Source organism: Mycobacterium shunyiense, assembly GCF_058270075.1.
The window spans coordinates 831,945-845,022 of sequence record NZ_JBZDPU010000015.1; the positions used below are offsets into that span (position 1 = coordinate 831,945).

At 66.4% G+C, this 13,078-nt stretch carries 13 protein-coding genes; 12 read left to right on the forward strand and 1 reads right to left on the reverse strand.

Annotation, left to right across the window (positions count from 1 at the left end; genetic code table 11):
- The first annotated feature begins 273 nt into the window (after positions 1 to 273).
- Genes AC4ELH_RS18270 through AC4ELH_RS18320 form a run of 11 tightly spaced genes read left to right on the forward strand, consistent with a single transcriptional unit; the run spans position 274 to position 11,175 of the window.
- Positions 274 to 1,086, forward strand: a complete 813-nt coding sequence (locus tag AC4ELH_RS18270) for an MlaE family ABC transporter permease (RefSeq protein ID WP_055111544.1) — start codon at positions 274 to 276, stop codon at positions 1,084 to 1,086.
- Positions 1,083 to 1,940, forward strand: a complete 858-nt coding sequence (locus tag AC4ELH_RS18275) for an MlaE family ABC transporter permease (protein ID WP_110916754.1) — start codon at positions 1,083 to 1,085, stop codon at positions 1,938 to 1,940. The genes AC4ELH_RS18270 and AC4ELH_RS18275 overlap by 4 nt, the downstream gene beginning before the upstream one ends.
- Positions 1,937 to 3,358, forward strand: coding sequence for an MCE family protein (locus AC4ELH_RS18280; protein ID WP_498885829.1), 1,422 nt, complete (start codon positions 1,937 to 1,939; stop codon positions 3,356 to 3,358). Before AC4ELH_RS18275 ends, AC4ELH_RS18280 begins: the two co-directional genes overlap by 4 nt.
- Positions 3,355 to 4,407: an MCE family protein gene (locus tag AC4ELH_RS18285; protein ID WP_064886791.1), complete on the forward strand. Its 1,053-nt coding sequence runs from the start codon at positions 3,355 to 3,357 to the stop codon at positions 4,405 to 4,407. The genes AC4ELH_RS18280 and AC4ELH_RS18285 overlap by 4 nt, the downstream gene beginning before the upstream one ends.
- Positions 4,408 to 5,463 carry an MCE family protein gene (locus AC4ELH_RS18290; protein WP_498885831.1) on the forward strand — a complete coding sequence of 352 codons (1,056 nt, stop codon included), beginning with the start codon at positions 4,408 to 4,410 and terminating at the stop codon, positions 5,461 to 5,463. It begins immediately after the preceding gene.
- On the forward strand, positions 5,460 to 6,563 hold the full coding sequence (locus tag AC4ELH_RS18295; RefSeq protein WP_498885832.1) for an MCE family protein: 1,104 nt from the start codon (positions 5,460 to 5,462) through the stop codon (positions 6,561 to 6,563). The genes AC4ELH_RS18290 and AC4ELH_RS18295 overlap by 4 nt, the downstream gene beginning before the upstream one ends.
- A gap of 6 nt (positions 6,564 to 6,569) precedes the next feature.
- The gene (locus AC4ELH_RS18300) at positions 6,570 to 7,640 is read left to right on the forward strand and encodes an MlaD family protein (RefSeq protein WP_498885834.1); all 1,071 of its coding nucleotides are present in this window, start codon (positions 6,570 to 6,572) and stop codon (positions 7,638 to 7,640) included.
- A complete protein-coding gene (locus tag AC4ELH_RS18305) occupies positions 7,637 to 8,860 on the forward strand; it encodes an MlaD family protein (protein ID WP_498885836.1) in 1,224 nt (407 codons plus the stop codon). Before AC4ELH_RS18300 ends, AC4ELH_RS18305 begins: the two co-directional genes overlap by 4 nt.
- Entirely contained in the window at positions 8,857 to 9,525 is a 669-nt protein-coding gene (locus AC4ELH_RS18310; RefSeq protein ID WP_498885838.1) for an Rv1363c family protein, read from the forward strand. Before AC4ELH_RS18305 ends, AC4ELH_RS18310 begins: the two co-directional genes overlap by 4 nt.
- A 40-nt stretch (positions 9,526 to 9,565) precedes the next feature.
- Complete coding sequence (locus AC4ELH_RS18315) at positions 9,566 to 10,471, forward strand: oxygenase MpaB family protein (RefSeq protein ID WP_055110359.1); 906 nt, start codon at positions 9,566 to 9,568, stop codon at positions 10,469 to 10,471.
- A 5-nt stretch (positions 10,472 to 10,476) separates the two neighbouring features.
- Entirely contained in the window at positions 10,477 to 11,175 is a 699-nt protein-coding gene (locus AC4ELH_RS18320) for an oxygenase MpaB family protein (RefSeq protein ID WP_498885840.1), read from the forward strand.
- Positions 11,176 to 11,262: 87 nt separating this feature from the next.
- On the opposite strand, the gene AC4ELH_RS18325 is transcribed toward AC4ELH_RS18320, so the two are convergent.
- Positions 11,263 to 11,955, reverse strand: coding sequence for a demethylmenaquinone methyltransferase (locus AC4ELH_RS18325; protein WP_055110371.1), 693 nt, complete (start codon positions 11,953 to 11,955; stop codon positions 11,263 to 11,265).
- A gap of 161 nt (positions 11,956 to 12,116) precedes the next feature.
- Here AC4ELH_RS18325 and AC4ELH_RS18330 point away from each other — a divergent pair, with 161 nt between their 5' ends.
- The gene (locus tag AC4ELH_RS18330; RefSeq protein WP_064957038.1) at positions 12,117 to 12,941 is read left to right on the forward strand and encodes an SDR family oxidoreductase; all 825 of its coding nucleotides are present in this window, start codon (positions 12,117 to 12,119) and stop codon (positions 12,939 to 12,941) included.
- Positions 12,942 to 13,078: the final 137 nt, after the last annotated feature.

Consider the following 13,078-nt stretch of genomic DNA (forward strand, 5'->3'; position numbering starts at 1 on the left):
ATCGTGATTCTGCTGCGGGCCCCGTCCGACACGCCGAGTTGAATTCACGCGACAGTAAGGCGATCTCTTGATCACAAACTCGGGCCTCTCACCGTTCGAGACCTCACAAGACAGGCCCTCGCGACTCGAGAATGACCATTCACTTAATTCTTGCGAACGCGTCCCGAAATGTGACATGCTCCACAGACGACCGGGGGGTCGAAACGTGCTCCAGCACAGCCGGTGGTCACCGGTCGGCCCCGCGCATGCCACGACAAGCGGGGAAGGAACTCGATGACCTACGAGCTACCGGCGTCCAAGGGCCCCGTTCGGGACGTCCTGGTCCAGGGCGGCTACGTGCTCGGCTTCTCGGTGCAGGCGCTGGTCAGCGTCGTCACCGCGGTGGTACGCCGACGCCTGGTGCTCGACGAAGTCGTCAACCAGACCCTGTTCATCGGCCGGGTGTGCACCGGCCCGGCCCTGCTGTTGATGATGCCGATCGGGGTGTTCATCGCCGTGTCGGTCGGCGAGCTGGCCGGGCGCATCGGCGCCGGCGGTTACTCGGGCGCCGTGGTGGCGTTCATCATCGTCGGCCAGGCCGCGGCCCTGGTGTGCGCGCTGATGATGGCCGGCGTGGCCGGTTCGGCGATCTGCACGGACCTGGGATCGCGCACCATCCGCGAGGAGATCGACGCGATGGAGGTCATGGGTCTCGACGTGATCGAGCGCCTCGTCGCACCGCGCCTGGTCGCCGCCGTCATCGTGGCCCTGGCCCTGTGCTCGATCGTCACCTTCGGCGGCGTGATGGCGTGCTACCTGTACCACATCAGCGTGCAGCACCTGCCCGCCGGAACGTTCCTGGCCACGTTCAGTCAGTACGGCCAGGTGTCGGATTTCGTTATGGCACTGATCAAGTCGGCTGTTTTCGGCCTCACCGCAACCCTGGTGGCCACTTTCAAGGGCCTGCACACCAAGGGCGGCGCCGGCGGCGTGGCCAACGCGGTGAACGAGGCCGTGGTGCTGGCCTTCGCCCTGGTCTTCATCCTGAACACGACCATGTCCGCGCTGTACACCGTGGTGGTTCCGGCCGTGGGCAGTTACCGATGACCGCGCTTTCCAGCGGCGCTGCCCTGCACCGGATCTCGCGACCCGCAGTCGCCGGGTACGACGCGCTGGCGGTCGCCGGTCAGCACGTCACGTTCTACGCCAAGGTCCTCGGTTCACTGCCGTATGCACTGGTGCGCTACCGCAAGCACACCCTCGGCCAGATCGGCGAGGTCACCTTCGGCACCAGCTCCCTGCTCTCCGGCGGCGGCACCATCGGCATCGTGTTCGCGATGTCGCTGGCTGCGGCGATGATGCTGGGCGTCGAGACCCAGCGCGGCCTGGACCTGGTCGGGATGAACACCCTGTCGGGCATGCTGGCCGCGATCGCCAACACCCGCGAGCTGGCGCCGGTCGTGGTGGCAATCGCGTTGGCGGCCAAGGTCGGGACGGGCTTCACCGCGCAGATCGGGGCCATGCGGATCTCTGACGAGATCGACGCGCTCGATGCCATGGCACTACGGTCGATCCCCTACCTGGTCGGCACCCGCGTGCTGGCCTCGGTGGTCTGCGTCATCCCGATCTACATGATCGGCCTGCTGGCCAGCTACCTGTCCACCCGGACCGTGGTGGTGATCTTCAACGGCGCCTCCCCCGGTACCTATGACTACTTCTTCCACTTGGCCCTCGGCCCCCGGGACCTGCTCTATTCCGGGATCAAGGCCGTCGTCTTCGCGATCGTCGTCGCCCTGGTGCACTGCACCTACGGCTACTTCGCCTCGGGCGGACCCGCCGGGGTGGGGCAGGCCGCCGGCCGGGCCCTGCGCACCGCGATCCTGGCGGTCGGCATCCTCGACGTGCTGCTCACCTTCGCGCTGTGGGGCCTGGTACCCGAGATCCCCGGGATGGGAATGTGAAGCGCCTCAAACGATTCGGCAGGCGACGCAGGTATTCGGAACCCAGCCGAGCCCGACTGGCCCTGCGCGGCCTCGCCGCCGCCACCGTGGCGGTAGCAGTGGCGTCGGTGCTGATGGCCCGGGCATCGGGACATCTGGAACGCAGCGCCGATGTGTTCGTGGGCGTTCCGGTGTCGGCCGGACTCATCACCGGCGGATCCCCGGTGCGCTACCACGGCGTGAACGTCGGGCGCATCGCCGAGATCGAGTCGGGCACCCATACGTCCCGCGTCAGGCTGGCGATCGAGCCCGACAGCCTCGGCATCATCCCGTCCTCGGCCGTCGCGCGGATCGTGCCCCGCACCTTCTTCGGCGACATCTACCTGCAACTCGTCGACCCGAAAGGCAACCGGTCCCCGACGGGCCTGAAGGCCGGCGACACCGTGTCGATCGACGACAGCCCCGATGCGATGGCCCTCTACGACGTGTTCACCAAGATCGTCGACCTGTTCTCACAGATCAAGCCCGAGCGCATGCAGACGGCCCTGACCGCGATCAGCCAGTCGCTGCGCAACCGCGGTACCGAACTGGGTTCCACGATCGACAATCTGAGCGCCAGCGCGCAGGTGCTGACGCCGTCACTGGTGCGATTCCTCGACACCACACCGCAATTCCGGGACGTCATGGCCTCGCTGAACACCGCCACCCCCGACATCATCTCGACGCTGTCGGCGGCGACGTCGGTGTCCAACCGGATGGTCGACGACCAGAAGAAGTTCGCTTCGGCCATCGACGGTTTCGCCCGGTTCTCCTCGGTGCTCACCTCGTTCATGGCCGATCACCGCGAGCAGTTGATCACCGTGGTGGATGCGGCAGGCAAGATCATGGCGACCACGGCCGCCCAGCCGCTGGGGTTGGTCGACACCCTGGCCGGCGCGCAGTCGTTCGGTGAGGCCGGCGCCAAGGTGTTCGCGACGGGCAAGTTCAACATCACCGCCGTGGCGACCTTCGCCGGACCGATGCCGTACTCGATGCAGGACTGTCCGGTCTACGGCGCCACCCAAGGTGCCCGCTGCGCGGAATCGGCTCCGTCGGGCCAGGTTCCGGATCAGCCCGCCGACGTGCTGGCCCGCCCGGCCGCCGACCTTCCGGTCACGCCGTTCACGGCCCCGGCTCCGCACCTGCCGACGCACTCGTATCTGCCGCCGGGACCCGGGTTGCCGCGGTCCGCGCCGATACCCACGGAACCGCTTCCCGCCGAGGCAGTCGCCGCGGCGCCGGCGTCCGCGGTCGTCGACGCCGACGGCCAGGCCCATGCCCTGGCAGTGCTGCAGGACGAACTCGTCCCCCCGGCCGGCGCCCCCTCTACGCAACCGAACATCGCCACGGTACTGATGCTGGGCCCGCTGGTACGCGGCACGGAAGTGCAGGTCTCATGAACCGGAACGGACGGTGGCAGTCGTGGGTCAAGCTCGGCGGCTTCAGCACGGCCGGGGTGCTCAGCGCGGTGCTGGTGATCAACACCCTGTCGGTGCCGGTGCGCGGTAGCACCGTCACCTACCAGGCACAGTTCAGCAGCGTCGAGGGACTCAACGTCGGAAACCCGGTGACCATGAACGGCATTCGGATCGGACGGGTGGACTCGATCCGGTTCGCCCCCAACACCGACGGCACCAGCCGGGCCGACGTCGACATCGAGGTCAACTCTGACTTCACCCTGACCAGCAACGTCACCGCCGCGGTGCGTTATGGCGACATGCTCGGTGCCCGTTATGTGGCACTGTCCGATCCGGGCGGAGCCATCATGGACGTCTCCACCGACGAACCGCCGGCCCGACTGGCCGCCGGGGGCGTTATCCCCCTGGCCCAGACCTCGCCGGCGGTCGATCTGACCGCACTGCTCAACGGATTCAAGCCGCTGTTCGACGCGCTGGCCCCCGAACAGGTCAACACGTTGACCCGGGGATTCGTCGAGACGTTCAGTGGCCAGGCCCAGACCCTGACGACACTGCTCACCCAGATCGCCGCCATGACATCGAGTTTGACCAACAACGCGGGGATATTCACCCAGCTCATCGACAACATGTCGACGTTGATGCGCACGATGAACACCCGACAACCGCAGCTGGAGCAGATGCTCACCGGACTCAACCGGCTCAGCGCGGCGGTGACCTCCGGTGACCGGCAGTTCGAGATGCTCATCGACCAGGGCAACGCCGTGCTGGCCACCCTGGCCAACACGGTCAACAACTCCAGCGCCGCCTACGGAGACACCATCACCAATCTCAATTCCATGCTGCAGACCTGGCAGCCCAACACCGAGGAATTCACCAAGCTGCTGACCCGGCTGCCGGAGTTCGGCGATGCCATCAACCGGACCTCCAGCTACGGCGGGTTCGTCAGCCTGTACCTGTGCAACTTCACCCTCAAGATCCGCAGCCACGAAGCGAACATCTTCGGCTACACGCATTCAGAGGTGTGTCAGTAGATGTTCCTCGTCAAACTGATCGACCTCTTCGTCGGCGCGGTGATCTTCCTCTTCGTGAAGGATCAGCGCAAACACAATCCATCAATCCCGTTGGCGCTGGGCATGATCGGCACCATCACCCTGGTGGCCATCATGGTCGTCTCCATCGGGATTCCCCGCGCGGTCTACCACGTGCGGACCAACTCCTATGTCGCGGAGCTGGCCAATGCCAGCGGGCTGACCGGCGGCGATCCGGTGTACGTCGCCGGGGTGCCGGCCGGGCGGGTGGAGGACGTGGCGCTGGCCGTCGACCGGGTACGGGTCGGCTTCCGGCTGGACAAGGCTCAGGCCCTCGGCAACCGCACCACGGTCACAGTGCGGCTGCGAACCGTGCTTGGTAAGCGGTTCCTCGACGTCATGCCCGCTGGGACCGTCAATGGTTTGGACTCCAACGTCATTCCGTTGTCGCGCACCACGGTTCCGTACAGCCTCGACGAAGTCGGGCGCAAGGCCGCCGACACTGCCGAGCACGTCGACCAGCAGCCGCTGACGGCGATGATGAACACCTTGGTCGAGACCATGCCCGGCAACAGCACCGAGCTCGGCCAGGCGCTGGCCGGGATCAGCGCCGCCAGCTCGGCCTTCGCCGACAACGGCGACAAGATCGACGAGATCCTGCGGATCAGCCGGTCGATGGCCGAAATGCTGTCGCATCAAACCGATTCGCTGGCTGATACCGCGGCCAATGCGCAGTACATCGTGTCCTCACTGGCCGCCCGCCGTCAGGCGCTGGCCGACATCGTCACCAACCTGACCGCGATCATGCGGCACCTGGCCGAGATCTACACCGACAAACAGGCCGATTTCGGCAGTTTGATCACCGGCCTCACCGTGGTCACCGGAACCCTGAAAGCCAATGTGGACAAGATCGACCAGACCCTACAGAAGATGCCCCCGGCGATCCGTGCGGTCACCAATGCCACCGGCAACGGAAACTGGGCCGACGTCAACTCGCCGTCCGTGGTGATGCCCGACAACCTGTTGTGCTTCCTCAATGTTCAGCGGGAGTGCCGATGACTCGACGGATTTCGACGGCGCTGATCGTCGTCCTGTGTCTGGCCGCCGGTGGCTGGTATGTGTTCGGCCGCACCGATCGGGCCCGCACGGTGCATGCCGACTTCGGCTACATCAACGGCATCTACCCGGGCAGCAAGGTGACCGTGCTCGGGGTGCCGGTGGGACGGGTCACCGCGGTGACGCCACAGGGCACCACGGTGCGGGTCACCATGACGCTGCCCGACGATGTCGCGCTGCCCGCCGAACCCGATGCCTACGTGGTGAGCCCGGCCCTGATCAGTGATCGCAGCGTCGAACTCGGCCCCGCCTACAGCGGAACGGGCCCCACGCTGGCCGACGGACACGTCATCGGGGCCGACCACAGCCACTCCCCGATCACCTTCGACACCATGCTGGGCAGCCTGAGCACACTGACCTCGGCGATCGGGCCGCAACAGGGCGACATCGGCGCGGTGCTCACCCGCGGTGCCGACCAGTGGCGCGATCAGGGCAAGCTGTTCAACTCCGCGATGCGCAATCTCAGTGCGGCCAGCGGCGTAGTGGGTGCGCGGGCCGAGGACATCGGTGCGGTGGTGGACAACCTCAGCACCCTGATGGCGGCCTTCAACCAGCGCCAGGTGTCGCTGAACCAGATGGTCGACGAACTCGGTCAGGTCGGCGGCAGCTGGGCCGACGCCAACGTCGACATCGCCCAGCCCATGGCCGATCTGAAGGTGGTGCTCGATCAGGTCGACACCTTCGTCACCCAGCACGGTGACGATCTGGGCACGATCGCGGCCAACCTCAACGCCGTCGGCGATGTGCTGACGGCCAAGCAACCGCAGCTGGCCGAGTTCATGGACCTGGTGCCGCTGATGATGCAGAACCTGTCCAACACCATCGGCCAGGACCGGCGCGGCCGGATCCGGCTGAACGTGTCCACGGTGCTGTCACAGTTCGCCGCGGCCCAGAATTTCTGCGACCGCAACATGCTGCCGATGTGTGTAGGTGCCGGGATCACCAACCCGATCTCCTACCCGATCAGCCGCTCGGACCCGCTGGGCATCGTGTCCGCCGTCACCGGCAACGCCCCGGCGCCGAACCCGAAGTACCCGAGGTGAACGGTCATGCCTAGATCCCTGCCCAAACCCACCTTGCGGGGCGCGGCCGCCGGTTGCGCGCTGGTGGTCGCCGCCGCGAGCGTATGGGCGTTGAGCGATATCGGAATTCAGGACCTGCCCCTGGGCCGTACCTCACCGAGCGACACGATGGCCGTCACCGTGGTGCTGCCCACCGCCGACGGCATCACCATCGGGGCCGACGTCCGCAACGGGCAGAAGGTGGTGGGCCGGGTCAGCGGGATGAGCCTGGCCGCCTCGGGCGCCTCGGTGCAGCTGAGCCTGGCCGACGCCGACGGCCTGGACTCCGGGACCGTGGCCAGCGTGGAACTGCCTTCAGCCCTTGGCAATCCGTTCGTCCGGCTCAGCAGCGCACAGCTGGCTCCGCAGCGGGCGTTACGCGACGGCGACGTGATCCCGCCCAGTCACACCGAGCTGGGGCCGCAGATCGAGAGCGCACTGGCCACCTTCGGGGCGCTGCTGTCCCGCAGCGGCGTCGATCAGCTCGCCACCATCGTCACTGAACTGGACAAGGCCTTCGCCGGCCGGGCCGACAAGGTACGCGGACTGATCGACTCGATGTCGCTGCTGGCCGCCAAGGCCTCCGAACATCAGGGCGAGTTCGATCAGGCAATGAGCCTGGCCGCCAACATCACCGGACAGTTCGGCCACGAGCAGAAAACCGTTGCCGGCTACCTCGACGCCGTGCCCAAGGTGGTGGCGATGCTCGATGTCCAGCGGGCCAAGTTGCAGACGTTGTTCTCCTCCACCACCGCGCTGGCCGCCACCGCCAACAGTGTGCTCTCCTCGACCGATCTGAACGCCATGGTGTCCGACGCCGGCACCGTCGTGCAGACCATGGGCGCCTTCAACGACCGGCTGGGCGGGATGCTCAGGGCAATGAACAACTTCCTGGAGAAGTTCGGCAGCTCGGTACACGGCGACTACCTGATGTTCGATGGTGCCCTGGACATCCCGGGCACCATCGACAAACTCCTCACCGGAGGGTTGATCGTCAACGGCACCCCGATCACCGGGGACGTCGCCCTGGAAGGGTTCTTGTCGGGAGGTCTGAATTGAGGCGCCTGGTAGTGGTTCAGCTGGCGATCTTCGCAGTGATCGCCGTGATCGTCATCCCGTTCGGCATTCGTTATGTGGCCGGACCGCAAGGGTTCCGGACACCGATGACCCTGACCGCGACGATGAGCGACGCGTTCGGACTCACTGCGGGCACCAGCGTCACCGTGCGTGGGGTGCAGGTCGGCACCGTCGACGACGTGTGGCTGTCCCCCGACGGCACCGCGATGGTGCGGCTGGCGATCGATCCCGACACCCGGATCCCGCGCGACGCGATCCTGACCGTCGGGATGGGCACGGCCGCCGGCATCCAGAGTGTCGACATCATGCCGCAATCCGACGCCGGTCCGTACCTGGCGTCCGGCGACACCATCGCCGCACCCGCCGACCGTCAACCGATCCAGATGGACCGGATCATGGGCGACACCGCACAACTGGTGAAAGGCATTGACACCCGGGCGGTCAGAGACGTCGGCACCGAACTGTCGAACGCCTTCGACGGGTTGGGACCGGATCTGGCCATGTTGATCGACAACGCGTCGGACATGTCCACCCGGATTCGGAACCAGACCGGCCAACTGCAGCCGCTGATCGAGGGCACCGCGGAGCTGGTCACCACCATGGCCGGTCAGGGTGACCCGTTCGTGCGCGGCATGGCCGCCAGCTCACGGTTGGCCAATCAGCTCGATGGCAGTGGCCCGGCGTTCCTGTACCTGACCGACCGGTCCCCCGCCGCGCTGAAATCCCTGCAGCGGGTGCTGGACACCTACCAGGGCACCTTCGGCGCCACCCTGGCCAACCTGGCCACCGTCACCCCGATCATCGGTGACCGTACTGATTCGCTGCAGACGGGGCTCACGACCATCCCCAAGGGTCTGCAGGACCTGACCTCGATCGTCAAGGTCGACGCCACCGGCCAGACCCGGGCGGATTTCTCGTTGATCGCCACGCAGGGACCGGTGTGCAACTACGACGTCGACCGGCGGGTCATCGGCGATGTCAGTCCCACCGAACCCAACCTGGTGATGTACTGCCCGCCCGCACCCGACATGCTGATGCGGGGGGCGGTCAACGCACCCCGACCCAACGATCTCGGCCTGCAGAACTCACAGACCCCCGGACATCCGATCGGACCCGAGGTGGTCAGTGACCCGGTCAAGATCCCGACCCTGGCCCAGCTGGCCTACAAATGGCGCAGCATCCTGAAAGGTGGCCCACAGTGAGCAATTCCGACGAGTCCGATGGCACCGACGACACTGTCGACGACGACCGCAAGGAATCGGTGCTGACATTGGACAAGCCCTCCGACGATGTCCCCGAGGATGTCCCCGAAGACGCCGCCGAGGATGCCCAGGAACCCGACGTCGACGAGCCAGAGGCCGAGGACTCCGAACCCACTGCGCCCGGCCGGCTCAAGCGCCGGATCGCAACGGCTCTGGTCGCACTGCTCGCCGTCGCCGCCGTGGCAGCACTGGTGGTGTTGTCGCTCGGCGAATACCACCACCGCCGCGACGACGCACTGCGCACCGACGCCGTGGCGATGTCCCGCGACTATCTGGTGGCGATGGCTGCATTCGACTACCAGAAGATGGACGCCAACCGTGAGCACATCGTCGCCAATTCCACCCCCGGATTCGCGGCCAAGTACGACGAGATGGTCAAGGCGCTGCGCGACATCGTGGTGACCAGCAAGGGTGTCGCGACTGCAACGGCCGATCACGTGGTCGTCGACAGTCTCGACGGCGACACCGCCACCGTCGTCGCCTTCGTCGATCAACACGTCACCAATGTGACTGCACCACAAGGCAGTAATCAGAAGTACCGGATGGTGGTCAAGCTGGTGCGCAGCGACGACCGCTGGATCGTCGACGACGTGCAGACCGTGTAACCCGCTGTTAGCCCTGTTTCGCCCCCGAGAGGAGTCCCCCATGCCAGCGACGTACGTGGACCTGGCCGCCGAGCCGCGGCTGACCACCGCCGAGACCCGCATCACCGTCACGCAGCGGGTGCCGCGGTGGATCCGGAAGAAACACGTCGACCTCTCGGACGCGCTGGACTTCTGGTCCGCCGCCGGAGCGGCGGCCAATGTCATCATGCAGATGAGCTGGCCCGAAGTGGGGTACGGCGTCGCCGAAAGCCGGGTGGAATCAGGAAGTTTGGTGCACCACCCGTGGAAGCGGCTGCGCACCACGGCGCAATACCTGACCGTGGCGATCCTCGGCACCGACGAGGAGAAGAACGCCTACCGCGAAGCCGTCAACGTTGCGCACCGGCAGGTTCGGTCCACCGAGGACAGCCCGGTCAAGTACAACGCGTTCAACCGCGAACTGCAGTTGTGGGTGGCGGCATGCCTTTTCATTTTCTATGAAGACACCCATCAGCTGCTCTACGGCACGATGACCGAGGAACAGGCCGAGACCTTCTACCAGAGTGCGATGACCATCGGCACCACGCTGCAGGTCCTCGAGGAGATGTGGCCGGCCACCAGGGCGGACTTCGATGCGTATTGGAACACCGCATGCGAACGCGTCGAGATGACCCCGTTCGTCCGGGATTACCTCATGGTCCTGGTGGAGTTGCGGATGATCAACTGGCCCATGCGAAAGATGCTGGCGCCGCTGCTGCGGTTCTTGACCATCGGCTTCCTGGCGCCGGTGTTCCGCGACGCGATGGAATTGGAGTGGACCGATACCGACCGGCGCCGCTTCGAGCATCTCTTCCTGTTCGTGGCGTTCGTCAACCGCTTCCTGCCGAAGTCACTGCGCAACGGCAACTATGCGGTGCTGATGAAGGACCTGCGCCGCCGGATCCGCCGCAAGAAGGCGCTGATCTGACCTCCGTGGCGGCCGGGCTCGGCCCGGACACCATGCTGTCGCGTTATCTGCAGGACCGGCGGTTCCTGTTCGTCCTGCCGAGGGCAGTCTGCCTGCAGTCACTGCATCCGACGATCGCCACCGGGATCACACAGCATGCGCTGTTGCACCGACGGGTGTGGTTGCACCACAAACGCACGGTGACCCAGGCGATCAGGATCGCCTTCACCGACATCGACATGCGCCCCTACATCCGCTTCGCGCACGAGGACGTGAAAGGCCGGGACCCGGCCGGGAACAAGTACCACGCGCTGAACCCCGACGTCTTCCACTTCCAGCACGCCACATATGTGGAAAGCATTGTGACGATGGTGAATACGTTCATCCGGAAGCTGGACGAAGGCGAGCACGAGCAGCTCTACCAGGAGTGCTGCGCGTGGTATGGGCGTTACGGCATCTCCGCGCGCCCGATGCCTGCGAGCTGGCCCGAGTTCTGCACCTACTTCGAGGACGCCTGCCACACCCAGCTGGTGGCGGGTGAGCACTTCGAGCCGTTCCGCCGGCAGATGTTCGCGCCGACGGACTGGTGGCCACGGGCGGTGCCGCGCCGGACGATCCGGGCGCTGCAGCATCCCCGGGCGGCCGAACTGACCGGCACGGTGATCAGCGCTCGCGACCGTCGGTCCCTGCGGCGGTTCGTACTGACCAGTCGGGTGCTGTCGTAAGAATCCGCCGAAACCGCATTCCAGCAGGTGGTTACTCGAACAACTCCTGCTGGAATGCCATTTCGGCTCGGGAGAGAGAAAATGGAGTCAGGGGGACGGCTTGGTCGCCGCGTGCAGCGCCACGATACCGCCGGTCAGGTTGCGCCACTTGACCTGTGACCAGCCGGCTTCGCCGATACGCCGGGCCAGCTCGGCCTGATCCGGCCAGGCGCGGATCGACTCGGCCAGGTACACATAGGCATCCGGGTTGCTCGACACCGCGGTGGCCATCCGCGGCAGCGCCTGCATCAGGTACTCCTTGTACAGCGTGGCGAACGCACCGTTGGTCGGCGTCGAGAACTCGCACACCACCAGTCGGCCGCCCGGCCGCGTCACCCGGGCCATCTCCCGCAGCCCCGCCACATGGTCGACGACGTTGCGCAACCCGAAGCTGATGGTGACCGCGTCGAACACCCCGTCGGCGAACGGCAGCCGGGTGGCGTCGGCACCCACCTTCGGCACCGGCCGCGATGCCCCGGCGGCGAGCATGCCCACCGAGAAGTCCGCCGCCACACACCACGCGCCGGAGCTCGCCAGCTCGACCGTCGACACCGCGGTGCCCGCCGCCAGGTCCAGCACCTTGTCGCCGGGACCGATGCCGAGCGCCGCACGCGTCTGCCGACGCCAGAACCGGTCCTGTCCGAGGGATAGCACGGTGTTGGTCAGGTCGTAGCGCCGCGCCACGGCATCGAACATCGATGCCACTTCGTGGGGGTTCTTCTCCAGGCTCGCTCGACTCACGGTGCTGACGCTACCGGGCGGTGCTCAATAGATTGACAGTGACCGAAACCGTGGCGCACCGTCGCGGCTCCCTGTGGACTTCCTGCAAGTCGGACGGCCGGGGAATGGGTGGCTGCGTCCGACCGCTGAACTGCAGGGAACGAAACGTCGAAGGGTTGATCATGAGCGAAAAAGTGTGGTTCATCACCGGTGCATCGAGGGGTTTCGGCCGGGAATGGGCAATCGCAGCCCTGGACCGTGGTGACAAGGTGGCCGCCACCGCACGCGACACCGCCACGCTGGCCGACCTGGCCGACAAGTACGGCGACGCGCTGCTGCCGATCCGCCTTGATGTCACCGACCGAGAGGCGGACTTCGCCGCCGTCAAACAGGCCCATGACAACTTCGGCCGGCTGGACATCGTGGTCAACAATGCCGGTTACGGCCAGTTCGGGTTCATCGAGGAGCTGTCGGAGGCCGACGCGCGGGACCAGATCGAGACGAACGTCTTCGGCGCGCTGTGGGTCACCCAGGCTGCGCTGCCGTATCTGCGCGCCCAGGGCAGCGGGCACATCATCCAGGTGTCCTCGATCGGCGGCATCACTGCATTTCCACTGGTCGGCATGTACCACGCGTCGAAGTGGGCGCTGGAAGGGTTCTCACAGTCACTGGCCCAAGAGGTCGCACCGTTCGGTGTGCACGTGACGCTGATCGAGCCTGGCGGCTTCTCCACCGACTGGGCCGGATCCTCGGCCAGACATGCTGCCCCGCTTGCCGATTACGACGAGGCCCGCGAGGCCGCGCAACGCGCCCGCGCCCAGCGCAGCGCCAAGCCCGGCGATCCGAAGGCGTCGGCCGAGGCGGTGCTCAAGATCGTCGACGCCGAGAACCCGCCGCTGCGGGTGTTCTTCGGTGAGCTGCCCCTGCAGTTGGCCAGGGCCGACTACGAGAGCCGGCTGGCGACGTGGGAGCAGTGGCAGCCGGTGTCGGTGCTCGCCCAGGGCTGACCTTCCCGGCGCGAGTTTCCTCCGGCGAGCAGACGCTCCGGTACCCCGTAACGCCATTACCCGGGGTACCTACGTGTCTGCTCGCCCGGGGATGGTGAGCTCGGTTTCGGGGCGTGAGCACGCGGGAACGCTAGGTG